The following is a 24,707-nucleotide window of genomic DNA, read 5'->3' as shown; positions in this document are numbered from 1 at the left end:
TGACCTCTCGGCGCCAGAAGATGACTTCTCGGGGCATGGTCATCGGGGGACGGGGACGGCGCCGATGGCGGAGGAGAGGACCTGGGAGACCTGGACGCCCTCGAGCTCGGCCTCGGGGCGCAGGGCCAGTCGGTGGGCGAGAGTGGCGTGGGCCAGCGACTTCACATCGTCCGGGGTGACGAAGTCACGACCCGCGAGCCACGCCCAGGCGCGCGCGGCGCGGAGCAGCGCGGTGGCGCCACGCGGCGACACCCCGGCGGACAGCGACGGGGACTCGCGGGTCGCCCGGGCGATGTCGACGATGTAGCCGGTGACCTCGGGGGAGACCTGGACCGAGCCGACCAACCGGCGGGCGGCCTCGATGTCGGCGCCCGACGCCACTGCCGTGACCCCGGCAGCGGCGACGTCGCGCGGGTCGAAGCCGGAGGCGTGTCGGGTGAGGATCTGCACCTCGTCGGCGCGCTCGGGCACGGGCAGGACGACCTTGAGCAGGAACCGGTCCAGCTGAGCCTCGGGGAGCGGGTAGACGCCCTCGTACTCGATGGGGTTCTGGGTCGCGGCCACCAGGAACGGCTTCGGCAGCGGCCGGGTGACCCCGTCGACCGAGACCTGCCCCTCCTCCATCGCCTCGAGCAGCGCCGACTGCGTCTTCGGCGGGGTGCGGTTGATCTCGTCGGCGAGGAGCAGGTTGGTGAAGACCGGTCCTTCCCGGAACGTCAGCGAGCCGTGGGAGGACTCGACCACCATCGAACCGGTGATGTCACCGGGCATCAGGTCGGGGGTGAACTGCACCCGCCGGGTCTCCACGGAGAGCGCCGCCGACAGCGACCGCACCAGCAGGGTCTTGGCGGTGCCGGGCACGCCCTCCATGAGCACGTGGCCGCCGCACGCCAGGGCGACCAGCAGCCCGGAGACCGCGGCATCCTGCCCGACGACCGCCTTGGCGACCTCGGCCCTGACCGCGGTGAGGCGCTCGCGCGCGGCGTCTGGCGACACGTGGGACATGGTCTCGGATTGGGTCATGGGTGTCGTACCTCTTCCTCAAGGGCCGCCAGCGCGTTGGCCAGCGTGATCAGGTCCTGGTCGTTCTTCATCGGAGAGTCGGTGAGCAGCGCGGAGACCTCGAGGTCGGATCGTCCGGTGCGATGGACGACGGCGCGTACGACGGCCTCCGTGCTGGCATCGCGGTCCAGCCGCAGCCGCCGGGCGAGGCGGGCGCGGGCGGCGTGCCGAAGCGTCGTCGCTGCGTGGGCGCGGTCGCCGGAGCGGCGGTAGAGCCTGCCCAGGCTGCGGGTGGTCTCCGCGGCGCGGACATGGACCGGCAGCGGCTCCACCGCCAGCGGACCCAGCCGTCGCCCGCGGGCGAGCGCGAAGGCCACGACCGCGAGCAGCAGGATCCACAGGGCCGGCCTGATCCAGTCCGGCAGCAGCGACCCGGCGGAGTGGGTCTCGTCGGGAGCGAGGTCGTCGAAGGAGGGGATGTACCAGACCAGGCGGTCGTTGCCGCCCAGCAGCCGCAGCGCCACCGCGGCGTTGTCCGCCCGCAGGATCTGGTCGTTGGTCAGCACCTGTGGCGCGCCCCAGACGGTGAGCCCGTCGGCGGGCGCGAGCACCGCACCGCCCTCGTGCGGGAAGCAGGAGCCGGCGTCGTACGCGGTGACCGCGTCGGCCTGGATGCTGAGTCCCTCCCAGCGCGGGTCGTCGCAGTCCGCCTCGATCGTCTCGGGCGTCTGGGAGAGCGCGTAGGGGATGTCGAGCATCGCCGAGACGTAAGGCGGGGGGTCGGAGAGGATCAGGTCGGCGTCGTCGGTGCGGTCGCGCAGCCTGGTGGCGGTGTTCTTGCCGAGCGCGTCGGTGCCGGTCACGAAGACCGTCGTGTCCTGTCCGATCTCGGCGCTCTCGAGTCGCTTGGCGGACCGGACGACGTCGATCTCGACCCCGTGGTCCTCGAGCACCCGGACCAGCGCCCGGGTGCCGTCGGGATCGGGGCTCTCGGGGTCGTAGGGGGCGAAGGACTCCCCGCCCTTCGGCGTCGCGATGTAGGCCAGGGTGACCGCGACCACGAAGGCCAGCGTGACAGCCAGCAACGGACGGTGCCGGCGGAACCAGCCGGCCGAGCCGGTGGTCGAGCCTGGCCGCCCGGTGGTCGAGCCTGTCGAGACCTCGTCGGTCGTGGTGCTCATCGGCTCACCGCCAGCTCCTGCTCGAGAGCCAGCACGCCCTCGGCCTGCTCACGCGTGGCGGGGTGATTGCCGTAGAGCACCTCGTTGAACAGCTCCGCGGCCCGGCCGGCCCGGCCATCGAGCGACATCTCCCGCTCCAGGCTCGCCGCGACCTCGGCCGCGGTCAGCCCCAGGTCCTCCGCGAGCCGGCCGCGCTCGACCTGACGCCTGGCCAGCGCCCGGAAACCGTCGATCACGGCGGCGCCATGGTCCCCTGACGCGTACGCAGCCTCGGCCCGCTCCCGGAGGGCGGCCGCCGACAGCGACTCGTCGGTGAGCACGTCCCCGTCGCGGTCGCGGGCTGCCCGCGGACTGCGGCGGGCGCGTGAGACCAGCAGGCCGAGCCCGACCAGGATCACCGCGAAGACGACCATGGCGGCGACGGTCTGCGCCCACGGCACGTCGCCCGCTGACGGGATGCCACCGGACAGGGTGCGCTCGATCCAACGCAGGATCTGCTCGACGAGGTCGAGCTCGTGGTACTCCGGGTCGGCCAGCTCGCGCCGGAGCCAGGAGCGACCCTCCTCGGGCGACGGATCCAGTGGAGGTGTCTGTAGGAGGATCATCTGCTCAGCAGCCCGGCCTGCTCCATCAGCTCGACCTCGTAGGACTCCTTGCGGATACGCTGGTCGAGATACTGCAGGTTGGTCACCGCGCCGCTGAACGGAGCCACGATCGCGGCAGCGACGACGGTCGAGACGGCGCTGCCGGCGATGGTCGCGAAGAAGTAGAGGTCCGGCTGAACGACGCCGACCACGCTGGCGACCATGCTGATCGGGAAGGCGACGATCTGGGAGACGAAGCCGACGATGATGCTGGCCAGCAGCCAGATCCCGAAGAGTCGCCAGAACTGGCGTGCCGACAGCCGCCAGGCCCGGCCGATGGCGCCGAAGACACCGGTGTTCTCGAGCATCAGCGACGGCACCGAGAGCAGGTAGAGCCGCACCGTCAGGAAGAGGAAGACCGCGATCAGCAGCAGGAACATCAGGATCCCGACCAGGATGGCCGGGACGGGGCTGTCGACGACCACGGCGGCCACGACCACGGGCGTGATCGCGACCGCCAGGACCAGGATGAAGACCAGCGTGGTCAGCAGCGCGAGCCCGATCAGCCGCCAGCGGTTGCCGTGGGTCGCTGTCCAGGCCTGGCCGAGGGTGAGCTTGCGGCCGATCGCGGCGGCGTGGGCCACGTGGGAGATCATCCCGGCGACAAGGATCGCGCCGATCACCTGCAGGATCGTGCCGAGGACGAGGGAGCCGACGGCCGCCACGATGCTGAGGATCTCGGAATTGCTGGGCGCGTAGTCGGGGTCCTCGAGGGTGGCCCCGAACCAATCCAGGCTGTCGCCGGAGAAGGTCATCGCCGCGCTCACCCCCAGCGGGATGGCCATCGCCACCGCGGCCACGAGGACCGAGGCGCCGACCGTGGCGCCCGGGTTGAAACGGACGAGCCGGAAGGCGCCGTCGAGGATGTCGCCGAGGCCCAGCGGGCGCAGCGGGATCGCTCCTGGCTTGTGGGCAGGGGGCAGCGGCTGCGTCCACGTCGGTTGGGCGGGGTGAGGATGCACCTGCTGAGGGTGCGCCGGCTGGCCCGGTGGGGGAGGGGTGGACGGGTCGGCCGCACCCTGCTGAGGTTGCTCACCCGGTGGGGGTGGCCACGCTCCTGACATCCTGATGCTCCTCGTCACGACGACCGGCGATCTCGCTCGGTTGGGGGCATCCTCTCAGAGCGACCCAGAGGACATCGTTGATTTGGAGCCACCTGCGTACGCGTGCCAAGATTCTCTGGTTGCTCCAGTGAACGTTCGCTGGGGTGCGCACACCTTGACTACTGAATCGCGTCACCTGAGCAGGCTGTCAGCCTGTCCGGATGTGGTCTGTGGTCGCCGTGTGCCCATCCCGAAGGCGTGGTTCCAGTGAAGCTGATGGTGAAAGTCCCGACGTGACGTCGGCGTTGTTTGCATTGGTGTTCCTCTGAACATCATCCGCGACACGCCCGACCGCGGGGGTCGGAGCCAGAGGTGAGCAACCGGGCCGACTCAGCCGGAGGAAGCCTGTAGCACGCGGCACGCTGACCAAGAAGGACGAGAGAGACAGATGGCGGGACAGAAGATCCGCATCAGGCTCAAGGCCTATGACCACGAGGTGATCGACACCTCGGCGCGAAAGATCGTGGACACGGTCACCCGTACGGGTGCCAAGGTCGCCGGCCCGGTGCCGCTGCCGACCGAGAAGAACGTGTACTGCGTCATCCGCTCGCCCCACAAGTACAAGGACTCGCGCGAGCACTTCGAGATGCGCACCCACAAGCGCCTCATCGACATCATCGACCCGACCCCGAAGACTGTTGACTCCCTCATGCGGCTCGACCTGCCTGCTGGTGTCGACATCGAGATCAAGCTCTGAGGTTGACGACATGACGATCGAACGCAACGTGAAGGGTCTCCTGGGCACCAAGCTCGGCATGACCCAGCTGTGGGACGAGAACAACATCGTCGTCCCTGTGACCGTCATCGCGGCGAACACCAACGTCGTGACGCAGGTCCGCACCCCCGAGGTCGACGGCTACAACGCCGTGCAGATCGGCTACGGCGAGATCGACGGCCGCAAGGTGAACAAGCCGGGCGCCGGCCAGTTCGTGAAGGCCGGCACCACGCCGCGCCGTCACCTGGCTGAGATCCGCACCGCCGACGCCGCGTCCTACGCCGCCGGCCAGGAGCTCCCCGTCGACACCTTCGCCATCGGCGAGGAGATCGACGTGACGGGCACCTCGAAGGGCAAGGGTTTCGCGGGTGTCATGAAGCGTCACGGCTTCCACGGCGTCGGTGCCTCCCACGGTGCTCACCGCAACCACCGCAAGCCGGGATCGATCGGCGCTTGCGCCACGCCCGGTCGCGTCTTCAAGGGCGTCCGCATGGCCGGTCACATGGGTACTGACACCGTCACCACCCAGAACCTGACCGTGCACGCCGTCGACACCGAGAAGGGCCTCATCCTGGTCAAGGGCGCCATTCCTGGCCCCAAGGGTGGTCTCGTGGTCCTCCGCTCGGCTGCTAAGAAGCTGGAGGCCTGATCATGGCTATCAAGACCGTCAAGGTCGACTTCCCGGCTGAGATCTTCGATGTTGAGGTCAACATCCCGCTGATCCACCAGGTCGTCGTCGCGCAGCAGGCTGCTGCACGCCAGGGCACGCACTCCACCAAGACCCGCGGCGAAGTCCGCGGCGGTGGCCGCAAGCCCTACAAGCAGAAGGGCACCGGTCGCGCCCGCCAGGGTTCGACCCGTGCGCCGCAGTTCGCCGGTGGTGGCATCGTCCACGGCCCGCAGCCGCGTGACTACAGCCAGCGCACCCCCAAGAAGATGAAGGCCGCGGCTCTCCGCGGAGCCCTCTCCGACCGGGCACGTGCCGGCCAGATCCACGTCGCCGAGTTCGCCCTCGAGGCGCCCTCGACCAAGACCGCGCTGACCGCCCTCAAGGCGATCTCGGACGTCAAGCGTTACCTCGTCGTCCTGGACCGCTCCGAGTCCGTCGCCGCGCTGAGCCTGCGCAACGTGCCCGAGGTTCACCTGCTCTGGGCCGACCAGCTCAACACCTACGACGTCCTCGTCTCCGACGATGTTGTCTTCTCCAAGCCGGCCTACGAGATCTTCGTCTCGGGCAAGCCGGTCGTCGCTGCCAAGGAGACCGTCACCATCGGTGAGGTCGAGAAGGACGCGAGCAAGAAGGCCGCTGTCGAGCCCGCCGACGAGAACGACCTCCCCGAGGGCGCTGTCGCGCCGCTCGAGGACGGCTCGGCTCCCGAGGGCTTCGAGATCAAGGGCAACGTCAAGGGCAAGGACAAGAAGTTCCACGCCCCGGGCGGCCGTTGGTACGAGTCCACCAAGGCGGAGTTCTACTTCAAGTCCGCCGAGGACGCCATCGCCGCAGGCTTCGTCGAGGCCGGCAAGAAGAAGGCTGAGGAGGCTGACAAGTGAGCACGCTGCACTACGACCCCCGCGACATCCTGATCGCGCCCGTGGTCTCCGAGAAGAGCTACGGCCTCCTCGACCAGAACAAGTACACCTTCGTCGTTCGCCCTGACGCGAACAAGACCGAGATCAAGATCGCGGTCGAGAAGGTGTTCGACGTCAAGGTGACCTCGGTCAACACGATCAACCGCAAGGGCAAGGCCCGTCGTACTCGTTACGGCCTGGGCAAGCGCCCCGACACCAAGCGCGCGATCGTCTCCCTGGCTGAGGGCGACCGCATCGATATCTTCGGCGCGTGAGAAGGACTGACTGAACATGGCTATTCGTAAGTACAAGCCGACCACCCCGGGCCGTCGTGGCTCGTCGGTGGCCGACTTCGCCGAGATCACTCGGACCACGCCGGAGAAGTCGCTGACCAAGCCCCTTCCCAAAAAGGGCGGCCGCAACAACCAGGGTCGCATCACGACTCGCCACATCGGTGGCGGTCACAAGCGTGCGTACCGGATCATCGACTTCCGTCGCTACGACAAGGACGGTGTCCCGGCCAAGGTCGCTCACATCGAGTACGACCCGAACCGCACCGCCCGCATCGCCCTGCTGCACTACTTCGACGGCGAGAAGCGTTACATCCTCGCGCCCGTCGGCGTCTCGCAGGGCACCGTCGTGGAGTCCGGCCCCGCCGCTGACATCAAGCCCGGCAACAACCTGCCGCTGCGCAACATCCCGGTTGGTACCACCATCCACAATGTTGAGCTGCGTCCGGGGGGCGGCGCGAAGATCGCCCGCTCCGCCGGTATGAGCGCCCAGCTGGTCGCCCGTGAGGGCTCCAAGGCCACGCTGCGTATGCCCTCGGGTGAGATGCGCTTCGTCGATGTGCGCTGCCGCGCCACCGTCGGCCAGGTCGGCAACGCCGAGCAGTCGAACATCAACTGGGGCAAGGCCGGCCGGATGCGGTGGAAGGGCGTTCGCCCGACCGTCCGTGGTGTCGTCATGAACCCGGTCGACCACCCGCACGGTGGTGGTGAGGGTAAGACCTCTGGTGGCCGTCACCCGGTCAGCCCCTGGGGTAAGCCCGAGGGCCGCACGCGTAAGCGCAAGGCCTCTGACTCGCAGATCATCCGCCGCCGTAAGAGCGGGAAGGGTAGGAAGTAAGCAATGCCTCGCAGCCTGAAGAAGGGCCCCTTCATCGACGATCACCTTCAGAAGAAGGTCGACGCCGAGAACGAGAAGGGCACCCACAACGTGATCAAGACCTGGTCGCGCCGCTCGATGATCGTGCCCGAGATGATCGGTCACACCATCGCGGTGCACGACGGTCGCAAGCATGTCCCGGTCTTCGTCTCCGACTCGATGGTCGGTCACAAGCTGGGCGAGTTCGCACCGACCCGCACTTTCAAGGGTCACATCAAGGACGATCGGAAGGGACGGCGTCGATGAGCACCACCGAGCGTGTGCGCGTAAGCGCCCGCCGCGAGTCCCTGCTCGGCGACCAGCCGGGTGCCTTCGCGAGTGCCCGCTTCGTGCGGATCACTCCGATGAAGGCGCGCCGGGTCGTCGACATGGTTCGCGGTCTGCCCGTCGACGAGGCCCTGTCCCTGCTGCAGTTCGCGCCGCAGGCAGCCTCTGAGACTGTCTACAAGGTCCTCGAGAGCGCCATCGCCAACGCGGTGTCGGCCGAGGGTCTGGACCGTGACGACCTCGTCGTCTCGGTCGCCATGGTCGACGAAGGTCCGACCATGAAGCGCTGGCGTCCCCGCGCCCAGGGTCGTGCGACCCGCATCAACAAGCGGACCTCGCACATCACCCTGGTCGTGCAGCCGGCCGACGTCGTCGAGAAGGGCGGTAAGAAGTAATGGGTCAGAAGATCAACCCGAACGGCTTCCGCCTGGGCATCTCGACCGACCACAAGTCGCGTTGGTACGCCGACAAGCAGTACAAGGAGTACGTCGGCGAGGACGTCAACATCCGCAAGCTGCTCAGCAAGGGCATGGAGCGGGCCGGCATCTCCAAGGTCGAGATCGAGCGCACCCGTGACCGCGTCCGTGTGGACATCCACACCGCGCGTCCCGGGATCGTCATCGGCCGCCGCGGCGCCGAGGCCGACCGCCTCCGGACCGAGTTGGAGAAGCTCACCGGCAAGCAGGTGCAGCTGAACATCCTCGAGGTCAAGAACCCCGAGGTCGACGCTCAGCTGGTCGCCCAGGGTGTCGCTGAGCAGCTCAGCGGTCGCGTGCAGTTCCGTCGCGCGATGCGCAAGGCCATGCAGACCACCATGCGCTCCGGTGCCAAGGGCATCCGGATCCAGTGCTCGGGTCGTCTGAACGGCGCCGAGATGTCGCGTACCGAGTTCTACCGCGAGGGCCGCGTTCCGCTGCACACGCTGCGTGCCGACATCGACTACGGCTTCTACGAGGCCCGCACGACCTTCGGCCGTATCGGCGTGAAGGTCTGGATCTACAAGGGCGAGGTCTCCGGCTCGCGCGCTGAGCGTCAGGCCGCCCAGGCCGCCCGTGCGGGCGTCCCGGGTCGCGGTGGCAACGATCGTCGCGGTGGCCGCAACGACCGTCCGTCGCGTGGCACCCGTGGTGACCGCCCGAACCGCGCTGACCGCGCGGCGAAGACTGAGGCGCCGGCTGCCGCTGAGGCTCCCGCCGCCGAGACCACGACCCAGGAGGGCTGACCCATGCTGATGCCCCGTCGAGTCAAGCACCGCAAGCAGCACCACCCGAAGCGCACTGGTATGGCCAAGGGTGGCACGAAGCTCGCGTTTGGTGAGTACGGCATCCAGGCGATCGAGGGTCACTACGTGACCAACCGCCAGATCGAGGCAGCGCGTATCGCGATGACTCGTCACATCAAGCGAGGCGGCAAGGTGTGGATCAACATCTACCCCGACGTCCCGCTGACCAAGAAGCCCGCTGAGACCCGCATGGGTTCCGGTAAGGGCTCGCCCGAGTGGTGGGTTGCCAACGTCAAGCCGGGCCGCGTCATGTTCGAGCTCTCCGGTGTCGACGAGAACACGGCTCGCGAGGCCATGCGCCGCGCGATGCACAAGCTGCCCATGAAGTGCCGTTTCATCACGCGAGAGGCTGGTGAGTTCTGATGGCTAACTCCCTGCAGGCGTTCGAGCTGGACGAGCTCACCGACGTCGACCTCGAGGCGAAGCTGCGCGAGGCGAAGGAGGAGCTGTTCAACCTCCGGTTCCAGGCGGCCACCGGCCAGCTGGAGAGCCACGGTCGGCTCCGCACCGTCAAGAAGGACATCGCCCGGATCTACACCGTGGTGCGTGAGCGCGAGCTCGGCATCCGCGTGGCCCCGGGCGCCGAGACCACTGAGGAGGCCTGAGATGGCTACAGAGTCCACCCAGGCAGAGCCCACCGAGGGCACTGAGCGCAACACGCGCAAGGTGCGCGAGGGCCTCGTCGTCGGCGACAAGATGGACAAGACCATCGTCGTCGAGGTCGAGGACCGCGTGAAGCACCCGCTCTACGGCAAGGTCATGCGCCGCAGCAGCAAGCTCAAGGCTCACGACGAGCAGAACACCGCCGGCGTCGGCGACCGCGTCCTGGTCATGGAGACCCGGCCGCTGTCCGCGACCAAGCGGTGGCGCCTCGTCGAGGTCGTCGAGCGCGCCAAGTGATCCTCGTCGCACACGCGACGGATCCGGCCGGCGACAAACGTCGCCAAATTGACCAAAGGGTGCAGGTCCAGCGACCATTGTTCGCTGGGCCTGTGCCCATCAAATCCCATTACGTTCGGCAAGGCTCACCCGCCCTGGAGCGGGGAGAGAACCAGCTCGACAAGGAGAAGTAATGATCCAGCAGGAGTCGCGACTCAAGGTCGCCGACAACACTGGTGCGAAGGAGATCCTTTGCATTCGTGTGCTCGGCGGTTCCGGTCGTCGCTACGCCGGCATCGGCGACACCATCGTCGCCACCGTCAAGGACGCTATCCCCGGTGGCAACGTGAAGAAGGGTGACGTCGTCAAGGCCGTCATCGTGCGCACCGTCAAGGAGCGCCGCCGCGCTGACGGCTCGTACATCCGCTTCGACGAGAACGCCGCCGTCATTCTCAAGAACGACGGCGAGCCGCGAGGCACCCGCATCTTCGGCCCGGTTGGCCGTGAGCTGCGCGACAAGAAGTTCATGAAGATCATCTCGCTCGCGCCGGAGGTGCTGTGATGGGTCGCTCGCACATCAAGAAGGGCGACACCGTCAAGGTGATCGCTGGTAAGGACAAGGGCGGCTCCGGCAAGGTGATCGCTGTCTTCACCGAAGAGGACCGTGTGATTGTCGAGGGCATCAACCTCATCAAGAAGCACACCAAGGTCCAGGACCAGGGCGGCCGCGCCGGCATGACCGGCGGCATCGTGACCACCGAGGCCCCGATCCACGTTTCCAACGTCCAGCTGCTCGAGGGTGGCGAGCCGGTTCGCGTCGGCTACCGCCGTGAGACGGTTCAGAAGCGTCGCGCCGACGGTTCGACCTACGCCGCCGAGCGCAGTGTTCGCATCTCGCGCAAGACCGGTAAGGACATCTGATCATGACCGACACCGCTGTGGCCCCGCGCCTCAAGACGAAGTACCGCGAGGAGATCGCCCCGGCCCTGCAGGCCGAGTTCGAGATCCCGAACGTCATGCAGATCCCCGGTCTGACCAAGATCGTCGTCAACATGGGTGTGGGCGAGGCTGCTCGCGACTCCAAGCTGATCGAGGGCGCTGTCAACGACCTGACCGCGATCACCGGCCAGAAGCCGCTGATCAACAAGGCGAAGAAGTCCATCGCGCAGTTCAAGCTGCGCGAGGGCATGCCGATCGGTGCGCACGTCACGCTGCGCGGCGACCGGATGTGGGAGTTCCTCGACCGCCTGCTCTCGCTCGCGCTGCCCCGAATCAGGGACTTCCGCGGCCTCAACGGCAAGCAGTTCGACGGCAACGGCAACTACACCTTCGGTCTCACCGAGCAGGTCATGTTCCACGAGATCAACCAGGACAAGATCGACCGCTCGCGGGGCATGGACATCACCCTCGTGACGACCGCCACCAATGACGACCAGGGTCGCGCGCTGCTCAAGGCGCTCGGCTTCCCGTTCAAGGAGAACTGAGATGGCGAAGACCGCTCTCAAGGTGAAGGCCGCCCGCAAGCCGAAGTTCGCGGTTCGCGGTTACACCCGCTGCCAGCGCTGCGGCCGCCCGAAGGCTGTCTACCGCAAGTTCGGCCTGTGCCGTATCTGCCTGCGTGAGATGGCCCACCGCGGCGAGCTGCCCGGCGTCACCAAGTCCTCCTGGTGAATCTCGACAGGCTCGATCACCAGATTCACCACAACCACTGACGTTGAAGGTCCTCGTGGCTTTGTGTCGCGAGGAAACCACTACGAGAAAGGGCCGTTCGGCCAATGACGATGACTGACCCGATCGCAGACATGCTCACTCGTCTGCGCAACGCCAACCAGGCGTTCCACGATACGGTTTCGATGCCGTACAGCAAGCTGAAGCAGGGCGTCGCTGAGATCCTCCAGCAGGAGGGCTACATCACCAAGTACGAGGTGCTGGAGCCCACCGAGGGCCAGGTCGGCAAGACCCTGACCATCACCCTCAAGTACGGCCGCAACCGTGAGCGCTCGATCGCCGGCGTACGCCGCATCAGCAAGCCCGGTCTGCGTGTCTACGCGAAGCACACCGGTCTCCCCAAGGTGCTCGGCGGCCTCGGCGTCGCGATCATCTCGACGAGCCAGGGTCTGCTGACCGACCGCCAGGCGAACAAGAAGGGCGTAGGTGGGGAAGTCCTCGCCTACGTCTGGTAATCAGGGAAGGGAGAGAGAAGAACATGTCGCGTATTGGCAAGCTCCCCGTCCTGGTTCCGGCCGGCGTGGACGTCACCATCGATGGCCAGGTTGTGAGCGTCAAGGGCCCCAAGGGCTCCCTGTCGCACACCGTGGTCGACCCGATCACCGTCGAGAAGGCTCAGGACGACGAGGGCCGTAACGTCCTCGACGTCAAGCGCCCCGACGACAGCCGGGACAACAAGGCCCTCCACGGCCTGTCCCGCACGCTGGTCAACAACATGGTCCTGGGTGTCACCGAGGGCTACGAGAAGAAGCTCGAGATCGTCGGCGTGGGTTACCGCGTCCTGTCGAAGGGTCCGACCAAGCTGGAGTTCCAGCTCGGTTACTCGCACTCGATCGTCTTCGACGCCCCCGAAGGCATCACCTTCACCACCGACGGTCCGACCAAGCTCGGCGTCGTCGGCATCGACAAGCAGCTCGTCGGTGAGGTTGCGGCCAACATTCGCAAGCTGCGCAAGCCGGAGCCCTACAAGGGCAAGGGCGTTCGTTACGCCGGCGAGAACATCCGCCGCAAGGTCGGAAAGGCTGGTAAGTGATGGCCATCTCGCTGTCGAACAACAAGCACACCGCTTCCCGTGTCCGCTCGCGCCTGCGTCGTCAGGCCCGCGGTCGCAAGAAGATCGAGGGTACGCCGGCGCGCCCGCGCCTCGTCGTGACCCGGTCGGCCAAGCACATCACCGCCCAGGTCGTGGACGACCTGGCCGGCAAGACGCTTGCCTCGGCTTCGACCATCGAGGGCGACCTGCGGTCCGCCTCCGGTGACAAGACCGCCAAGGCCAAGCAGGTCGGCGAGCTGGTCGCGTCGCGTGCCAAGGCCGCTGGGGTCGAGACCGTCGTCTTCGACCGCGCCGGCAACAAGTACCACGGCCGTGTCGCCGCGCTCGCTGATGGCGCGCGCGAGGCCGGTCTGACCTTCTGATCGCAACGATCGAACGAGAGAAGAGGAAAGTCTGATGAGCGGAGCCCAGCGCGGACAGCGTGGTGGCGAGCGCCGAGGTCGCGACGATCGTCGCAACCAAGGTGCCGACAAGACCGCCTACATCGAGAAGGTCGTCGCGATCAACCGAGTTGCCAAGGTCGTGAAGGGTGGTCGTCGCTTCAGCTTCACCGCCCTCGTGATCGTCGGCGACGGCGAAGGTCTGGTCGGCGTCGGCTACGGTAAGGCGAAGGAAGTTCCCGCGGCGATCGCCAAGGGTGTCGAGGAAGCGAAGAAGAACTTCTTCCGCGTTCCCCGCATCCAGGCCACGATCCCGCACCCGGTGCAGGGCGAGAAGGCCGCTGGTGTGGTCATGCTCCGCCCGGCCGCTCCTGGGACCGGTGTTATCGCCGGTGGCCCGGTGCGCGCCGTCCTGGAGTGCGCCGGCATCCACGACATCCTGAGCAAGTCGCTCGGGTCGTCCAACCAGATCAACATCGTCCACGCGACGGTCGAGGCGCTCCGGATGCTCGAGACGCCCGAGGCTGTTGCCGCGCGTCGTGGTCTCCCGGTCGAGGACGTTGCCCCGGAGGCGCTGCTCAAGGCGCAGGCCGAGGTTGCGGCGCCCAAGGCGGGGGTGTCGGCCTGATGGCACAGCTCAAGGTCCAGCAGAAGAAGGGCCTCGTTGGTCTGAAGCAGAACCAGCGAGACACTCTGCGTACGCTCGGTCTCAAGCGGATCGGCGACGTGGTCGTCAAGGAGGACCGCCCGGAGATCCGGGGCATGGTCCAGACCGTCCGTCACCTGGTGACGGTCGAGGAGGTCGACTGATATGGCACTCAAGGTGCACAACCTGGCGCCGGCTCCCGGCTCCAGGAAGGCCAAGACCCGAGTAGGTCGTGGTGAGGCGTCCAAGGGTAAGACCGCGGGTCGCGGCACCAAGGGCACCAAGGCCCGCTACCAGGTCCCGGCTGCCTTCGAGGGCGGCCAGACCCCGATGCACATGCGGCTCCCCAAGCTGAAGGGGTTCAAGAACCCGTTCAAGGTGGAGTTCCAGGTCGTCAACCTCGACAAGCTCAACGAGCTGTTCCCGGAGGGTGGCACCGTCACCCCCGAGACGCTCATCGAGAAGGGCGCGGTTCGCAAGAACCTCCCCGTCAAGGTTCTGGGTCAGGGCGACCTGACCGTCAAGGTCGAGATCAGCGCCAACGCCTTCTCCGGCTCTGCCAAAGAGAAGATCGAGGCCGCTGGCGGAACTGTCACGGTTCTCTGACAGTTCTACTAACGTAGAGCCTGTCACGTGGAAGCGCGGCCGGGTCGCCCCTTCGGGGTCCCGACCGCGCTCCCGCTGTTTCAGCCCTACGTGCATGAGCTGCCGTGGAGGCTGTTAGGCTGCCACGGGTTTTCGCATCGGCGCAGGCCCTGCGACCCCTGATTGTCGAAAGAGGATCCATTCGTGCTTGGCGCGTTCGCATCAGCGTTCCGTACCCCGGACCTGCGCAAGAAGCTGCTCTTCGTTCTCCTGATCGTCGTGATCTTCAGGGCTGGGTCTCAGATCCCGGCTCCTGGCGTTCACGTCGCGAACGTCCAGCAGTGTCTTGACGCAGCCCAGACCGGTGACAGCGCCGGCCTCTACAACCTGGTCAATCTCTTCTCCGGCGGGGCGCTGCTGCAGCTGACCGTCTTCGCGCTCGGCATCATGCCGTACATCACCGCGAGCATCATCTTGCAGCTGCTCGTCGTGGTGATCCCGCGACTGGAGCGGCTCAAGAAGGAGGGCCAGGCCGGGCAGTCGAAGATCACCCAGTACACCCGCTACCTGACGCTCGGCCTCGCGGTCCTGCAGGCCACCGGCATCGTCGCGCTGGCCCGCTCCGGCGACCTGCTCCAGGGTTGTACGCAGCCTCTGCTGCACGACGACGGCACAGCCACCTTCCTGGTCATGGTCGTCACCATGACCGCCGGCACCGCCGTCATCATGTGGCTGGGTGAGCTGATCACCGAGCGCGGTATCGGCAACGGTATGTCGATCCTGATCTTCACCCAGGTCGTCGCCACCTTCCCGGCCACCATGTGGGCCGTCAAGAACGACAAGGGCTGGTGGACCTTCGCGATCGTGCTCATCATCGGTCTGGCGATCATGGCCGCGGTCATCTTCATCGAGCAGGCCCAGCGCCGGATCCCGGTTCAGTACGCCCGCCGGATGGTCGGCCGCAAGATGTTCGGCGGCTCCTCGACGTACATCCCTCTGAAGGTGAACCAGGCCGGTGTCATCCCGGTCATCTTCGCCTCGTCGCTGCTCTACCTTCCGGCGATGGCGGCGCAGTTCAACCAGAACGCGCAGGACCCGCCCATCTGGGTCGACTGGATCAACAACTACTTCGTCCAGGGTGACCACCCGATCTACATGGCGACGTACTTCGCGCTGATCATCTTCTTCACCTACTTCTACGTGTCGATCACCTTCAACCCGCCGGAGGTCGCCGACAACATGAAGAAGTACGGCGGCTTCATTCCGGGAATCCGGGCTGGGAAGCCGACCGAGGACTATCTGTCCTACGTTCTGTCCCGCATCACCCTGCCGGGCTCGCTCTACCTCGGTCTGGTTGCGCTCATCCCGCTGATCGCGCTGGCGCTCATCAATGCGAACCAGAACTTCCCGTTCGGTGGCACCTCGATCCTGATCATGGTCGGCGTTGCCCTCGACACGGTGAAGCAGATCGAGAGCCAGCTCCAGCAGCGCAACTATGAAGGGTTCCTCCGATGAGACTGATCATCATGGGCCCGCCGGGTGCCGGTAAGGGCACCCAGGCGAAGTTCATCGCCGAGCACTTCGGCATCCCCGCGATCTCGACCGGAAACATCCTCCGGGCGAACGTCGACGCAGGGACGCCGCTCGGCGTCGAGGCCGACTCGTACATGAGCAAGGGCGAGTACGTCCCGGACTCGGTGATGAACCTGATGGTTCGCAACCGCATCGACGAGCCCGACGCAGCCAAGGGGTTCCTGCTCGACGGATACCCGCGGACGCTCGCGCAGGTCGAGGAGCTCGACGGGATGATCAAGTTCACCGGCCACGCGCTGGACGCGGTGGTCGTGCTGACGGTCGACAAGGACGAGATCGTGCAGCGGCTGCTGCAGCGTGCTGAGCTCGAGGGTCGCTCCGACGACACCGAAGAGGTCATCCGCCGCCGCCAGGAGGTCTACCTCGAGGAGACCGCGCCGCTGATCGAGGTCTACAAGGGCCGTGGCCTGGTCCACGAGATCGACGGCATGGGCGACGTCGACGATGTCACCAAGCGGATCTTCGATGAGCTCGACATCGTTCACGAGTCCTGAACCACAACATCTTTACGCAACGGGGGAGCAGTGGGCTTCTTGAACAAGGTCCAGATCAAGACCCCTGAGCAGATCGAGAAGATGCGTATCGCCGGCCTCGTGGTCGGCGAGACGCTCGAGGTGCTCCGGGCCGCCGCGCGGCCCGGAGTCACGCTTCTCGAGCTCGACGCCATCGCCGAGGACTCGATCCGGTCCCGGGGTGGCGTCCCGTCGTTCCAGGGCTACCACGGCTTCCCGGGCTCGATCTGTGCCTCGGTCGATGAGGTCGTGGTCCACGGCATCCCGGGGTCCCGGGAGCTGAAGGACGGCGACATCATCTCCATCGACTGCGGCGCCATCGTCGACGGCTGGCACGGCGACGCCGCGATCACGGTCGCCATGGGATCGGTCTCCGACGAGGTCTCCGAGCTGATGCGGGTCACCGAGGAAGCCATGTGGCACGGCATCGCCGCCGCCCGCCTCGGCGGCCGGGTCACCGATATCGGCCACGCCATCGAGACCTATGTCGACTCCCAGGGGGACTATGGCATCCTCGAGGAGTTCAGCGGCCACGGCATCGGCACCGAGATGCACATGGAGCCGTCGGTGTTCAACTACGGCAAGCCGGGCAAGGGCGCCAAGCTGCAGCGCGGCATCGCGCTGGCCATCGAGCCGATGCTCACCCTCGGCGGCCCCGAGGTCACCACCCTCGAGGACGACTGGACCGTCGTCACCGACGACGGCTCCTGGGCCGCCCACTTCGAGCACACCTTCGCGCTCACCTCCGACGGCGCCTGGGTGCTCACCGCACTCGACGGCGGCGAGGAGATGCTCGGCAAGCTCGGCGTCCCCTGGGGCGGTCACTGAGCCGCGGCAGGGTCGAGTGGCGGGATGACTGAGATCGTGCGCTTCGCGCCGGTGGACGAGGTCGCCGCCGATCTCGGGTTGCTGACCGCCGCGGAGCGGGCCCGCCACCAGCGCCTGGTGGCCGAGGCCGACCAAGAGGCGTACGCGGCAGCGCACGTCCTCGTCCGCGAGTGCGCTGCGGAGCTGCTGGGCCTCGCGCGCGAGGAGATCGTGATCGAGCAGCGCTGCGCTCGGTGCGGCAGCACCGAGCACGGCGCGCCGTCGGTGGCCGGTCAGGCGCGGTCCGCGGTCCAGGTGAGCCTCAGCCATGCTCGCGGGCAGGTCGCGGCGGTCGCCGCCACCCGTCGGTGCGGCATCGACGTGGAGAGAGTCGTGCGCGGGCCCGACCGGGCGCTCTCGCCGCTCGAGGCGGCCTGGGTGTCGGGGCAGCCGGACGCTGCGTACGCGTTCACGCGGTTGTGGGTGCGCAAGGAGGCGTTGGTGAAGGCCGGCCACGGCAGCATGGCGGCCGCGCAGCGCCTCGACGTTCTCGCGGAGGAGGGCCCGATGGACCAGTTCGGCGACCTCCGGATCACCCAGTGGGAGGGCCCCGGATTTCTCGGCGCCGTCGCGATCTGTGCCGACATGCGGACCGAAAACTGATAGGAAACTGAACGAAACCCGGTTGTCCACGCGTTTGACTAGCGGTTATGCGACATCACCTGTCGATTGACAGAGAAAGGGACCTCGGCACCTCGCGTCTCGGCCCGTCTGTGAGTAACTTGGTCAGCCCGCGGGGACAGGGAGAGCCCCGTACTCGGGAGGAATAACCGGATGAGTACGCAGTTGCGACGACCCATGGCGGCGCGACCCAATCCATCAGCACGGACGCGAAGCGCGATCATCGATCGACTCAGTCCTGAGGACATCGAGATGTTCTGGGACCAGATCGCCACCTCGCTCCCGCTCATCGAGGAGACCGGCCCCGGTGGCGCGCACGACGAGGTCGTCGTCACCTTCTGCTGGCGCGACGACGAGGCCGAGGAGGTGTTCCTCTTCGCCAATCGGCTCTCCGACGAGCGTCACCTCGACGAGACGATGCTCGAGCGCAAGGCAGGCACCGACCTGTGGCACGCCTCGTTCCTGATGAAGGCCGACTGGCGCGCCTCCTACGCCTTCCTGTGCAAGCACCCCGGCGAGCTGGCCCCGTGGGAGAGCGAGGGGCAGATCGAGCTCCGTGCCGTGCTGCACCGCGGATATCTCGACCCGCTCAACCCCGACTGGTGCCACAACCGGCAGGGCATCAAGCAGTCGGTCGTCTCGCTGCCCGACGCTCCGCTGCAGCCGTGGCTGCCCCGCCGCGACGACGTCGTCCCCGGCACCGTCACCTTGGAGGCGGGCCCGGACGGACGCGACGTCTGGCTCTACGACCCGGCAGGCGCCGGGCTCAACGTCGACCTGCCGCTCGTGGTCGCGCTCGACGGCGAGATCTGGACCGACCACCACTCGCTGCCGACGACGCTCGACAACCTGATCGCCGACGGCCACCTCCGCCACGTACGCTGCGTCCTGCCCGCCTCCGGCGGCCGCGACAAGCGCTGGGAGGAGCTGGCCGGTGGCGAGGGTGCCGACTACATCGTCAACCAGCTGCTGCCGTGGGTGCGCGAGCGTCGTGCGGTCTCCGAGGAGACGTACGTCGTGGGCCAGAGCCTCGGCGGCGTGACCGCGCTGCGGGCCGGACTGACCTATCCCGAGCACATCCACGGTGTAGCCAGCCAGTCGGCCTCGCTGTGGCTCGACGACCTCGCCGACGCCGTCACGCCGGAGGCCAGGACCCGCGTGCACCTGGCGCACGGCACCCAGGAGTGGGTCCTCGACGAGCTCCACCACGACCTCGTCGACCGTCTCCGGGCGGCCGGGATCGACGTCACGTCCGCGGAGCACAACGGCGGCCACGACTACGCCTGGTGGCGTTCAGCCGTCGCCGACGGACTCCGCGCTCTGCTGCCCCCGGAATAAACGACGCCTCGGTGGGGGTTGAGCCCTCACGTGAAGCTGAGCGTTCTCGACCTGGTCCCGGTCCGCAAGGACCAGTCCTCCGCAGATGCCCTGGCCGCGACCCTGTCGTTGGCCAAGATCGCCGACGAGCTGGGATACGAGCGCTACTGGCTCGCCGAGCACCACAACATGCCCGCGGTCGGCTCGACCAACCCGCCAGTGCTGATCTCGCTGGTGGCCGGCGCGACCGAGCGCATCCGAGTCGGCTCCGGCGGTGTGATGCTGCCCAACCACGCCCCGTTGGTCGTGGCCGAGCAGTTCGCGCTGCTGGAAGCGGCGTTCCCCGGGCGGATCGACCTCGGCATCGGCCGCGCGCCGGGCACCGATCCGGTCACCTCGTGGGCGCTGCGCCACGGTGCCGGGGGAGTGACCGACGACGCGGTGAACCGGTTCCCAGGGTATCTCGACAACATCGTCTCCATGATGGCACCCGAGGGTGTGGGGCTGATGGCCGGAGGTCGCCAGCACGTCCTGCACGCGACCCCGTCGGCAGCGTCGGTCGCCGAGCTCTGGCTGCTCGGCTCCTCGGACTACTCGGCGCGCCTGGCCGCCGAGAAGGGGCTGCCGTACGTCTTTGCGCACCACTTCGCGGGCAACGGCACCGACACCAAGGCGATGATCGACCTCTACCGGTCGACGTTCCGACCGTCGGAGCTCCTCCGTGAGCCGAAGACGTTCCTCACGGTGAACGCGAGCGTGGCCGAGACCGCGGAGGAGGCCGACCGCCGGGCCCTGCCGCAGCTGCTGACCATGCTGAAGCTGCGTACGGGCCAGCCGCTGACCGCGCAGCCCAGCATCGACGAGGCCGAGAAGACCGAGATCCCCGAGGCCCACCAGGGGCTCGTCGACACCATGCGCCACCGCTGGATCATCGGCACCGCCGAGTATGCGAAGGCGCGCCTGGCCGGAATGGCCGACGAGTACGGCGTGGACGAGGTCATGGTGAACCCTGTCGGATCTGCGTACGAGGGAACGGATCCGCGCACCGCGCCGGCCCGTGAGGAGACCCTGCGCCTGCTGGCGAGCTGAGTCGGGCGGCGGCGTAGGATCTGGCCCACCCCGTCGGAAGGTGACGGCGCGCCTGAGCCACTCGGGAAGAGGGACCTAGGACACTGTCTGCTTCTGGGCGCGTAACTCTGCGCTCGGGCACGGGTTGTGCCAATCTGATCACCGCTCCTTTCCTTCTCCACATTTGAAAGTGCCGCCTCATGACACGCTGGAGCCTGCGCTTGTTGAAGCGCGGGGCGCCCCAGACTGCGACGCTCGCTGAGCAGTCAGATCCGGGTCCTGCTCGCTCATTCCCTCCGACGAACGGCCATGCCGCGCCCTTTCCACCGGTGCCACCGAACCCCGTCGCGCCGCCGACACCTGCTTCCATGCCGGTCTCCTCGACACCTGCGTTGCCTCCGGAGGAGGAGGACGAGGCCTGGCCCGAGATCATGGAGCAGTTCGGGCTCCACCTGATCAGCCTGGCCGAGCAGATGCGCATCTCGCTCGACGGTCTGGAGGCCGACGAGGACGATCCCGAGCGGTTGCGGAAGCTCTACGAGGTCGACCACGCGGTGACTCGCATGCGGCGCGCCAGCCGCGACCTGCGTACGCTCGCCGGCCGGGCTCAGGACGAGATGGGCGGCATCGACACCTCGCTGCTGGACATCATCCGGATGGCGCTGTCGAGCATCGAGCGCTACAACCAGGTGACGATCGGCCGGGTGAGCGAGCTGGCCGTCATCGGCTATGCCGCCGACGATGTCGCCTGCCTGATCGCCGCGCTGCTGGACAACGCGACCAAGTACTCCCCTGGAGCGGTGACGGTCAACGTCCACCTGGCCGACGCCGGTGACGTGCTCTTCCGGATCGAGGACACCGGCATCGGCATCCCGGAGCGGTCGGTGGGACGCCTCAACGCGCTGCTCGCAGGCCCGGTCGTGGAGCTGGTCAGCAAGTCCGGCAGCCACACCGGCTTTCCGGTGGTGCACCGGATCGCCCGCAAGTATGACATCGACGTACGCCTCGCCACCCGGCCCGCACCCGGCAACGGGATGATCGCGATGGTGACCGTCCCGGCTCAGCTGCTGTGCGAGGTGCCGGTCGCTCCGATCGAGCCGGCCGAGCTGCCGAGGGGCTCCAGCGCGAGCAGCGTCGCGGTCCTGCCTCCCGCCCCGCGGCGGCGAGGCCCCCAGCAGGTGTCACAGCCGGTCTCGCAGCCCGTGTCACAGCCGGCAGCCCAGCCTGCGCGCCTGGAGACTCGGCGGTCCCCGCTCGAGCCCGTCGAGCCCATCGACCCCGCGCGGCGGCCAACGCATCGGACCGACCCGCTCACCGATCCGTTCACCGAGCCGCACCCGGAGGCACAGACCGGACAGCACCCCGGGCAGCAGCCACCGCAGCGGCCGGAGGCCCAGTTCGCGCCCGCACCCAGCCAGCAGGCCTCGCCGGATCCGTCGACCGACACCCTGAAATCGCCGATCCCGCTCCCCGGTGAAACGGGTGGGGCGGATGAGACGAACGAGGCCTCCGTGCCCGCTGAACAGAGCGGACCAGTAGAGTCCGGTGCGCTCCCGCGCCGGGAGCCGGTCAGCCTGCGCAACAAGCAGACCGTGCCTGAAGCAGCCGTCGGACCGAAGACCGAGGACTCCTCACCGGAGGGCCAGTCGGCGGCCCGGCACTCCTTCGCAGACGACCTCGACGCGTTCTCCCTTGGTAGCTAAGTCCCAGCAGTGAAAGGAACCCTTTCGTAATGGAAAGCCCGGTCGTTCCCCGCGACCCCAAGGAATTCAGCTGGCTGATCGACAACTTCGCCAGCTCCACTCCCGGTGTGACCCATGCGCTCATCGTCTCCTCCGACGGTCTCCCGCTGATCGGTGCCGGCGGCATGTCCGCCAACGTCGCCGACCCTCTTGCCGCGATGACCGCCGGGGTGATCAGTCTCGGCAACAACATCGCGCGTGAGGTGGGTGAGCCTGGCTGTGACCAGGTGATGCTGAAGTTCCACAGCGGCCACTTCCTCTTCATGGGCATCGGCGACCTCGCCGGCTTCGCCGTCCTCGTCGGCGCCGGTGCGAACCTGGGCGTCGTCGCCCACAAGATGGCCCAGCTGGTCGACGCCGTCGGCCACGTACTCACTCCCCAGATGCGCGACGAGCTGCGCCAGATGACGGTCAGCTCGATGGCGGGGGAGCGGGCGTGAACGAACGTCAGCGAGCGGAGGGGGCACCATGAGTTCCAATCCGTGGGTACGGCCCTATGTGCTCACCGGCGGCCGGACCCAGACGAACCACCAGCTGTACGTGCACACGCTGATCTCGGCGTCGCACTTCGATGCGCGAGCGGCGTCCAAGCTGACGCCAGAGTCGCGCCGGCTCTACGACCGTGTACGTCTCGGGCCACAGTCGGTCGCGGAGCTGTCCGCGCATTGCGGGATCTCACTCGGGGTGACTCGCGTGCTGCTCGAGGACCTTGCCTCGACCGAGCACCTGCAGATCAATGAGGGGGCCTACGACTCCCCGTTCGACCACCGTCTGTTGAAGAGAGTTATCGATGGCCTTTCCGAGCTCGGCTGACCGCCAGTCGCTGTCCGTCACCTCTGCCAAGCTCGTGGTCGCAGGAGGTTTCGGTGTCGGGAAGTCGACCCTGGTCGCCTCCGTCTCCGAGATCCCGCCGGTGAACACCGAGGCCTGGATGACGCAGGCCGGCGAGTCGGTGGACCCGCTCTCGGACTCGAGCGCGAAGACGACCACGACGGTCGCGATGGACTTCGGCCGGGTCACCCTCGCCCCCGACCTGCTGCTCTACCTGTTCGGTACGCCGGGGCAGCCCCGGTTCTGGCCGATGTGGGACGACCTGTGCCGCGGCGCCAGCGGTGCCGTCGTGCTCGTCGACACCCGCCATCTCGATGCGTCGTTCCCCGCGATCAACTACTTCGAGAACGACTCCGCCGTACCGTTCGTCGTGGCGGTGAACCTGTTCGACGGAAAGCTCACCCATTCCCTGGAGAAGGTGCGCGAGGCACTCTGCCTCGACGAGAAGACGCCGCTGGTGACCGTGGATGCCCGCGACCGCAGGTCCACGGCCAAGACGCTGGTCGCCTGCCTGGCACACACGATGAAAACCACCCCCACCCGCGCCTGACCCCGGAGGCGTCCCCACTCCGAAGGAGTTTCCTTGCGCAAGATCTTGATCGTCGGCGCCGGACAGGCGGGCATGCAGCTCGCTCTCAGCCTCCAGATCGAGGGCTATGAGGTGACGGTCATGTCCGCGCGTACGCCCGACGAGCTGCGCGACGGCTGGCCGATGTCGACGCAGGTCATGTTCGAGCCCGCCCTGGCCTACGAGCGTGCCTACGACCTGAACCTCTGGGAGGACGAGGCACCGCGCATCCCCGCGGTCGGCATCTCGGTCAGCCCTGAGCCCGGGGTCCGGGCGCTGAAGTTCGACGGGCCGTGGCAGCCGTACGCCATGTCCGTCGACCAGCGGCTGAAGATGTCCACCTGGCTGGAGCTGTTCGAGGACCGCGGCGGCCGGATCATCTACCACCCCGTGATGACCTCCGACCTGGCCGGCCTGGCGCCGATGTACGACCTGACCCTCATCGCCGCGGGCAAGGGCGAGATCGTCGACCTCTTCGACCGGGACCCCGTCCGCTCGAAGTACACCAGCCCCGGCCGTACGCTCTCGGCGATCTATCTCCAGAACTGGGTCGAGCCGGACGACTTCCCGGCCGGGAGCATGCGGATCAACGTCGCGCCCGGGGTGGGGGAGCTGTTCGTGATCCCCGCCCTGACCAGCGCCGGACCGAGCCGGGTCGCGTTCGTCGAGGCGGTCCCGGACGGCCCCTTCGACTGCTTCTGGGACCGCCCGCGTCCCGACGAGCACCTGCGCCGTCTCCAGCACCTGATGCTCGAGCACATGCCGTGGGAGGGCGAGCTGATGCGCGAGTGCGTGCCGACCGACGCCCGCGCCTCGCTCTCGGGCTCCTTCACCGGCATGATCCGCAAGCCGTACGCCGAGGTCGCCGACGGCACCTACGTCTTCGGCATGGGCGACGTCGTCGTGGTCAACGACCCGATCGCGGGTCAGGGGTCCAACAACGCCGCCCACTGCGCCGGGATCTACACCAAGGCGATCGTCGAGCGTGGCGACCAGCCGTTCGACCCGGAATGGATGCAGGCGACCTTCGAGACCTTCTGGGAGACCCGTGCCCAGCACTCGACCGGCATGACCGACGCGCTGCTCAACCCGCTGCCCGAGCACGTGCAGCAGGTGCTCGGCGCGGCCACCCAGCACCAGGCGGTGGCGGACCGGTTCACCCGGCTGTTCCCGCACCCCGAGGATCTCGGACCGTTCCTCGGCGACCCGGAGGCGGCGATGGCGTACATCGCAGAGGTCGCGGAGGCGGACGCAGCCGCCCGGGCCTGAGCGAGCGTCAGCGAGCGATCACAGAGGTTCAAGCCGCCGCTTCCGTATTCTCTGCAGTGCTCTACGGAGGCGGCGGCTTGACGATTAGGGCATTGCTGTTCTACGGGACTACGCTTG

The 24,707-nt window shown here is 67.6% G+C and carries 36 protein-coding genes; 32 read left to right on the top strand and 4 right to left on the bottom strand.

The features are described 5' to 3' along the window. Nucleotides 1–39: 39 nt before the first annotated feature. The 4 genes from H5T77_RS10925 to H5T77_RS10910 are packed head-to-tail and all read right to left on the bottom strand — an operon-like array spanning nucleotide 40 to nucleotide 3,789. On the bottom strand, nucleotides 40–1,023 hold the full coding sequence (locus H5T77_RS10925) for an AAA family ATPase (RefSeq protein WP_292648904.1): 984 nt from the start codon (nucleotides 1,021–1,023) through the stop codon (nucleotides 40–42). After that, complete coding sequence (locus H5T77_RS10920) at nucleotides 1,020–2,183, bottom strand: DUF4350 domain-containing protein (RefSeq protein WP_292648902.1); 1,164 nt, start codon at nucleotides 2,181–2,183, stop codon at nucleotides 1,020–1,022. The genes H5T77_RS10925 and H5T77_RS10920 overlap by 4 nt, the downstream gene beginning before the upstream one ends. Next, the gene (locus H5T77_RS10915; protein WP_292648901.1) at nucleotides 2,180–2,788 is read right to left on the bottom strand and encodes a DUF4129 domain-containing protein; all 609 of its coding nucleotides are present in this window, start codon (nucleotides 2,786–2,788) and stop codon (nucleotides 2,180–2,182) included. The genes H5T77_RS10920 and H5T77_RS10915 overlap by 4 nt, the downstream gene beginning before the upstream one ends. Next, nucleotides 2,785–3,789: a hypothetical protein gene (locus H5T77_RS10910; protein ID WP_292648898.1), complete on the bottom strand. Its 1,005-nt coding sequence runs from the start codon at nucleotides 3,787–3,789 to the stop codon at nucleotides 2,785–2,787. Before H5T77_RS10910 ends, H5T77_RS10915 begins: the two co-directional genes overlap by 4 nt. 529 nt (nucleotides 3,790–4,318) lie before the next feature. Between H5T77_RS10910 and rpsJ the strand changes: the two genes are divergently transcribed. The 32 genes from rpsJ to H5T77_RS10750 all read left to right on the top strand — a co-directional run bounded on the left by rpsJ (nucleotide 4,319) and on the right by H5T77_RS10750 (nucleotide 24,590). Beyond that, nucleotides 4,319–4,627, top strand: a complete 309-nt coding sequence (gene rpsJ / locus H5T77_RS10905) for a 30S ribosomal protein S10 (RefSeq protein ID WP_008360994.1) — start codon at nucleotides 4,319–4,321, stop codon at nucleotides 4,625–4,627. A gap of 10 nt (nucleotides 4,628–4,637) precedes the next feature. Then, on the top strand, nucleotides 4,638–5,294 hold the full coding sequence (gene rplC / locus H5T77_RS10900; RefSeq protein ID WP_292648896.1) for a 50S ribosomal protein L3: 657 nt from the start codon (nucleotides 4,638–4,640) through the stop codon (nucleotides 5,292–5,294). A 2-nt stretch (nucleotides 5,295–5,296) separates the two neighbouring features. Further along, nucleotides 5,297–6,196, top strand: coding sequence for a 50S ribosomal protein L4, sunset domain variant (gene rplD / locus H5T77_RS10895; RefSeq protein ID WP_292648894.1), 900 nt, complete (start codon nucleotides 5,297–5,299; stop codon nucleotides 6,194–6,196). Next, the gene (gene rplW, locus H5T77_RS10890) at nucleotides 6,193–6,489 is read left to right on the top strand and encodes a 50S ribosomal protein L23 (RefSeq protein ID WP_292648892.1); all 297 of its coding nucleotides are present in this window, start codon (nucleotides 6,193–6,195) and stop codon (nucleotides 6,487–6,489) included. The genes rplD and rplW overlap by 4 nt, the downstream gene beginning before the upstream one ends. 16 nt (nucleotides 6,490–6,505) lie before the next feature. Continuing rightward, entirely contained in the window at nucleotides 6,506–7,342 is an 837-nt protein-coding gene (gene rplB / locus H5T77_RS10885; protein ID WP_292648889.1) for a 50S ribosomal protein L2, read from the top strand. Nucleotides 7,343–7,345: 3 nt separating this feature from the next. Beyond that, nucleotides 7,346–7,627 (top strand): 30S ribosomal protein S19, encoded by a 282-nt coding sequence (gene rpsS, locus H5T77_RS10880; RefSeq protein ID WP_008361004.1) that lies wholly within the window; start codon nucleotides 7,346–7,348, stop codon nucleotides 7,625–7,627. Then, nucleotides 7,624–8,043, top strand: a complete 420-nt coding sequence (rplV, locus tag H5T77_RS10875) for a 50S ribosomal protein L22 (RefSeq protein ID WP_183544367.1) — start codon at nucleotides 7,624–7,626, stop codon at nucleotides 8,041–8,043. The genes rpsS and rplV overlap by 4 nt, the downstream gene beginning before the upstream one ends. Beyond that, nucleotides 8,043–8,870 (top strand): 30S ribosomal protein S3, encoded by an 828-nt coding sequence (gene rpsC / locus H5T77_RS10870; protein ID WP_292648884.1) that lies wholly within the window; start codon nucleotides 8,043–8,045, stop codon nucleotides 8,868–8,870. Before rplV ends, rpsC begins: the two co-directional genes overlap by 1 nt. 3 nt (nucleotides 8,871–8,873) lie before the next feature. Next, the gene (gene rplP / locus H5T77_RS10865; RefSeq protein WP_292648881.1) at nucleotides 8,874–9,293 is read left to right on the top strand and encodes a 50S ribosomal protein L16; all 420 of its coding nucleotides are present in this window, start codon (nucleotides 8,874–8,876) and stop codon (nucleotides 9,291–9,293) included. Continuing rightward, a complete protein-coding gene (rpmC, locus tag H5T77_RS10860; protein ID WP_292648878.1) occupies nucleotides 9,293–9,535 on the top strand; it encodes a 50S ribosomal protein L29 in 243 nt (80 codons plus the stop codon). Before rplP ends, rpmC begins: the two co-directional genes overlap by 1 nt. Before the next feature lies 1 nt (nucleotide 9,536). Then, the gene (gene rpsQ, locus H5T77_RS10855) at nucleotides 9,537–9,830 is read left to right on the top strand and encodes a 30S ribosomal protein S17 (protein ID WP_292648876.1); all 294 of its coding nucleotides are present in this window, start codon (nucleotides 9,537–9,539) and stop codon (nucleotides 9,828–9,830) included. A 172-nt stretch (nucleotides 9,831–10,002) separates the two neighbouring features. Further along, entirely contained in the window at nucleotides 10,003–10,371 is a 369-nt protein-coding gene (gene rplN, locus H5T77_RS10850; RefSeq protein ID WP_008361015.1) for a 50S ribosomal protein L14, read from the top strand. Next, on the top strand, nucleotides 10,371–10,730 hold the full coding sequence (gene rplX / locus H5T77_RS10845) for a 50S ribosomal protein L24 (protein ID WP_292648871.1): 360 nt from the start codon (nucleotides 10,371–10,373) through the stop codon (nucleotides 10,728–10,730). Before rplN ends, rplX begins: the two co-directional genes overlap by 1 nt. Nucleotides 10,731–10,732: 2 nt before the next feature. Further along, nucleotides 10,733–11,293 (top strand): 50S ribosomal protein L5, encoded by a 561-nt coding sequence (gene rplE, locus H5T77_RS10840; protein ID WP_091052391.1) that lies wholly within the window; start codon nucleotides 10,733–10,735, stop codon nucleotides 11,291–11,293. A 1-nt stretch (nucleotide 11,294) separates the two neighbouring features. After that, nucleotides 11,295–11,480 carry a type Z 30S ribosomal protein S14 gene (locus H5T77_RS10835; protein ID WP_011757321.1) on the top strand — a complete coding sequence of 62 codons (186 nt, stop codon included), beginning with the start codon at nucleotides 11,295–11,297 and terminating at the stop codon, nucleotides 11,478–11,480. A 104-nt stretch (nucleotides 11,481–11,584) separates the two neighbouring features. Then, a complete protein-coding gene (gene rpsH / locus H5T77_RS10830; RefSeq protein ID WP_179659690.1) occupies nucleotides 11,585–11,992 on the top strand; it encodes a 30S ribosomal protein S8 in 408 nt (135 codons plus the stop codon). A gap of 23 nt (nucleotides 11,993–12,015) precedes the next feature. After that, on the top strand, nucleotides 12,016–12,570 hold the full coding sequence (gene rplF, locus H5T77_RS10825; protein ID WP_292648867.1) for a 50S ribosomal protein L6: 555 nt from the start codon (nucleotides 12,016–12,018) through the stop codon (nucleotides 12,568–12,570). Then, entirely contained in the window at nucleotides 12,570–12,953 is a 384-nt protein-coding gene (gene rplR, locus H5T77_RS10820; RefSeq protein ID WP_292648864.1) for a 50S ribosomal protein L18, read from the top strand. Before rplF ends, rplR begins: the two co-directional genes overlap by 1 nt. A gap of 34 nt (nucleotides 12,954–12,987) precedes the next feature. Further along, nucleotides 12,988–13,599, top strand: coding sequence for a 30S ribosomal protein S5 (rpsE, locus tag H5T77_RS10815; protein ID WP_292648861.1), 612 nt, complete (start codon nucleotides 12,988–12,990; stop codon nucleotides 13,597–13,599). Further along, on the top strand, nucleotides 13,599–13,781 hold the full coding sequence (rpmD, locus tag H5T77_RS10810) for a 50S ribosomal protein L30 (protein ID WP_008361029.1): 183 nt from the start codon (nucleotides 13,599–13,601) through the stop codon (nucleotides 13,779–13,781). The genes rpsE and rpmD overlap by 1 nt, the downstream gene beginning before the upstream one ends. A 1-nt stretch (nucleotide 13,782) precedes the next feature. Beyond that, a complete protein-coding gene (gene rplO / locus H5T77_RS10805; RefSeq protein WP_292648857.1) occupies nucleotides 13,783–14,223 on the top strand; it encodes a 50S ribosomal protein L15 in 441 nt (146 codons plus the stop codon). Between the two features lie 183 nt (nucleotides 14,224–14,406). Further along, on the top strand, nucleotides 14,407–15,717 hold the full coding sequence (gene secY, locus H5T77_RS10800; RefSeq protein ID WP_292648855.1) for a preprotein translocase subunit SecY: 1,311 nt from the start codon (nucleotides 14,407–14,409) through the stop codon (nucleotides 15,715–15,717). After that, on the top strand, nucleotides 15,714–16,289 hold the full coding sequence (locus tag H5T77_RS10795; protein ID WP_292648851.1) for an adenylate kinase: 576 nt from the start codon (nucleotides 15,714–15,716) through the stop codon (nucleotides 16,287–16,289). Before secY ends, H5T77_RS10795 begins: the two co-directional genes overlap by 4 nt. Nucleotides 16,290–16,319: 30 nt before the next feature. After that, nucleotides 16,320–17,135 (top strand): type I methionyl aminopeptidase, encoded by an 816-nt coding sequence (gene map / locus H5T77_RS10790; protein ID WP_292648848.1) that lies wholly within the window; start codon nucleotides 16,320–16,322, stop codon nucleotides 17,133–17,135. Between the two features lie 24 nt (nucleotides 17,136–17,159). Then, a complete protein-coding gene (locus H5T77_RS10785; RefSeq protein ID WP_292648845.1) occupies nucleotides 17,160–17,777 on the top strand; it encodes a 4'-phosphopantetheinyl transferase family protein in 618 nt (205 codons plus the stop codon). Between the two features lie 270 nt (nucleotides 17,778–18,047). Then, complete coding sequence (locus H5T77_RS10780; protein WP_292648841.1) at nucleotides 18,048–19,133, top strand: enterochelin esterase domain-containing protein; 1,086 nt, start codon at nucleotides 18,048–18,050, stop codon at nucleotides 19,131–19,133. Nucleotides 19,134–19,163: 30 nt separating this feature from the next. Beyond that, entirely contained in the window at nucleotides 19,164–20,201 is a 1,038-nt protein-coding gene (locus H5T77_RS10775) for an LLM class flavin-dependent oxidoreductase (RefSeq protein WP_292648840.1), read from the top strand. A 347-nt stretch (nucleotides 20,202–20,548) separates the two neighbouring features. After that, entirely contained in the window at nucleotides 20,549–21,883 is a 1,335-nt protein-coding gene (locus H5T77_RS10770; protein ID WP_292648837.1) for a sensor histidine kinase, read from the top strand. Nucleotides 21,884–21,912: 29 nt separating this feature from the next. Next, nucleotides 21,913–22,362, top strand: a complete 450-nt coding sequence (locus H5T77_RS10765; RefSeq protein WP_179659678.1) for a roadblock/LC7 domain-containing protein — start codon at nucleotides 21,913–21,915, stop codon at nucleotides 22,360–22,362. A gap of 28 nt (nucleotides 22,363–22,390) precedes the next feature. Then, nucleotides 22,391–22,735 carry a DUF742 domain-containing protein gene (locus tag H5T77_RS10760; RefSeq protein WP_179659677.1) on the top strand — a complete coding sequence of 115 codons (345 nt, stop codon included), beginning with the start codon at nucleotides 22,391–22,393 and terminating at the stop codon, nucleotides 22,733–22,735. Continuing rightward, the gene (locus tag H5T77_RS10755) at nucleotides 22,713–23,303 is read left to right on the top strand and encodes a GTP-binding protein (RefSeq protein WP_292648831.1); all 591 of its coding nucleotides are present in this window, start codon (nucleotides 22,713–22,715) and stop codon (nucleotides 23,301–23,303) included. Before H5T77_RS10760 ends, H5T77_RS10755 begins: the two co-directional genes overlap by 23 nt. A gap of 33 nt (nucleotides 23,304–23,336) precedes the next feature. Then, complete coding sequence (locus H5T77_RS10750; protein WP_292648828.1) at nucleotides 23,337–24,590, top strand: styrene monooxygenase/indole monooxygenase family protein; 1,254 nt, start codon at nucleotides 23,337–23,339, stop codon at nucleotides 24,588–24,590. Nucleotides 24,591–24,707: the final 117 nt, after the last annotated feature.

This window comes from Nocardioides sp. (assembly GCF_014360585.1).
Lineage (GTDB): Bacteria > Actinomycetota > Actinomycetes > Propionibacteriales > Nocardioidaceae > Nocardioides.
The sequence above is the reverse complement of the archived record's forward strand: the minus strand, read 5'-3'. Positions and strand labels throughout refer to the sequence as shown.

Excerpts from the sequence above, each read along its gene's own strand:
- H5T77_RS10925 (WP_292648904.1), bottom strand. The coding sequence starts at position 1,023 with ATGACCCAATCCGAGACCATGTCCCACGTGTCGCCAGACGCCGCGCGC.
- H5T77_RS10920 (WP_292648902.1), bottom strand. The coding sequence starts at position 2,183 with ATGAGCACCACGACCGACGAGGTCTCGACAGGCTCGACCACCGGGCGG.
- H5T77_RS10915 (WP_292648901.1), bottom strand. The coding sequence starts at position 2,788 with ATGATCCTCCTACAGACACCTCCACTGGATCCGTCGCCCGAGGAGGGT.
- rpsJ (WP_008360994.1), top strand. The coding sequence starts at position 4,319 with ATGGCGGGACAGAAGATCCGCATCAGGCTCAAGGCCTATGACCACGAG.
- rplC (WP_292648896.1), top strand. The coding sequence starts at position 4,638 with ATGACGATCGAACGCAACGTGAAGGGTCTCCTGGGCACCAAGCTCGGC.
- rplD (WP_292648894.1), top strand. The coding sequence starts at position 5,297 with ATGGCTATCAAGACCGTCAAGGTCGACTTCCCGGCTGAGATCTTCGAT.
- rplB (WP_292648889.1), top strand. The coding sequence starts at position 6,506 with ATGGCTATTCGTAAGTACAAGCCGACCACCCCGGGCCGTCGTGGCTCG.
- rpsS (WP_008361004.1), top strand. The coding sequence starts at position 7,346 with ATGCCTCGCAGCCTGAAGAAGGGCCCCTTCATCGACGATCACCTTCAG.
- rplV (WP_183544367.1), top strand. The coding sequence starts at position 7,624 with ATGAGCACCACCGAGCGTGTGCGCGTAAGCGCCCGCCGCGAGTCCCTG.
- rpsC (WP_292648884.1), top strand. The coding sequence starts at position 8,043 with ATGGGTCAGAAGATCAACCCGAACGGCTTCCGCCTGGGCATCTCGACC.
- rplP (WP_292648881.1), top strand. The coding sequence starts at position 8,874 with ATGCTGATGCCCCGTCGAGTCAAGCACCGCAAGCAGCACCACCCGAAG.
- rpmC (WP_292648878.1), top strand. The coding sequence starts at position 9,293 with ATGGCTAACTCCCTGCAGGCGTTCGAGCTGGACGAGCTCACCGACGTC.
- rpsQ (WP_292648876.1), top strand. The coding sequence starts at position 9,537 with ATGGCTACAGAGTCCACCCAGGCAGAGCCCACCGAGGGCACTGAGCGC.
- rplN (WP_008361015.1), top strand. The coding sequence starts at position 10,003 with ATGATCCAGCAGGAGTCGCGACTCAAGGTCGCCGACAACACTGGTGCG.
- rplX (WP_292648871.1), top strand. The coding sequence starts at position 10,371 with ATGGGTCGCTCGCACATCAAGAAGGGCGACACCGTCAAGGTGATCGCT.
- rplE (WP_091052391.1), top strand. The coding sequence starts at position 10,733 with ATGACCGACACCGCTGTGGCCCCGCGCCTCAAGACGAAGTACCGCGAG.
- H5T77_RS10835 (WP_011757321.1), top strand. The coding sequence starts at position 11,295 with ATGGCGAAGACCGCTCTCAAGGTGAAGGCCGCCCGCAAGCCGAAGTTC.
- rpsH (WP_179659690.1), top strand. The coding sequence starts at position 11,585 with ATGACGATGACTGACCCGATCGCAGACATGCTCACTCGTCTGCGCAAC.
- rplF (WP_292648867.1), top strand. The coding sequence starts at position 12,016 with ATGTCGCGTATTGGCAAGCTCCCCGTCCTGGTTCCGGCCGGCGTGGAC.
- rplR (WP_292648864.1), top strand. The coding sequence starts at position 12,570 with ATGGCCATCTCGCTGTCGAACAACAAGCACACCGCTTCCCGTGTCCGC.
- rpsE (WP_292648861.1), top strand. The coding sequence starts at position 12,988 with ATGAGCGGAGCCCAGCGCGGACAGCGTGGTGGCGAGCGCCGAGGTCGC.
- rpmD (WP_008361029.1), top strand. The coding sequence starts at position 13,599 with ATGGCACAGCTCAAGGTCCAGCAGAAGAAGGGCCTCGTTGGTCTGAAG.
- rplO (WP_292648857.1), top strand. The coding sequence starts at position 13,783 with ATGGCACTCAAGGTGCACAACCTGGCGCCGGCTCCCGGCTCCAGGAAG.
- H5T77_RS10795 (WP_292648851.1), top strand. The coding sequence starts at position 15,714 with ATGAGACTGATCATCATGGGCCCGCCGGGTGCCGGTAAGGGCACCCAG.
- H5T77_RS10785 (WP_292648845.1), top strand. The coding sequence starts at position 17,160 with ATGACTGAGATCGTGCGCTTCGCGCCGGTGGACGAGGTCGCCGCCGAT.
- H5T77_RS10780 (WP_292648841.1), top strand. The coding sequence starts at position 18,048 with ATGTTCTGGGACCAGATCGCCACCTCGCTCCCGCTCATCGAGGAGACC.
- H5T77_RS10770 (WP_292648837.1), top strand. The coding sequence starts at position 20,549 with ATGCCGGTCTCCTCGACACCTGCGTTGCCTCCGGAGGAGGAGGACGAG.
- H5T77_RS10765 (WP_179659678.1), top strand. The coding sequence starts at position 21,913 with ATGGAAAGCCCGGTCGTTCCCCGCGACCCCAAGGAATTCAGCTGGCTG.
- H5T77_RS10760 (WP_179659677.1), top strand. The coding sequence starts at position 22,391 with ATGAGTTCCAATCCGTGGGTACGGCCCTATGTGCTCACCGGCGGCCGG.
- H5T77_RS10755 (WP_292648831.1), top strand. The coding sequence starts at position 22,713 with ATGGCCTTTCCGAGCTCGGCTGACCGCCAGTCGCTGTCCGTCACCTCT.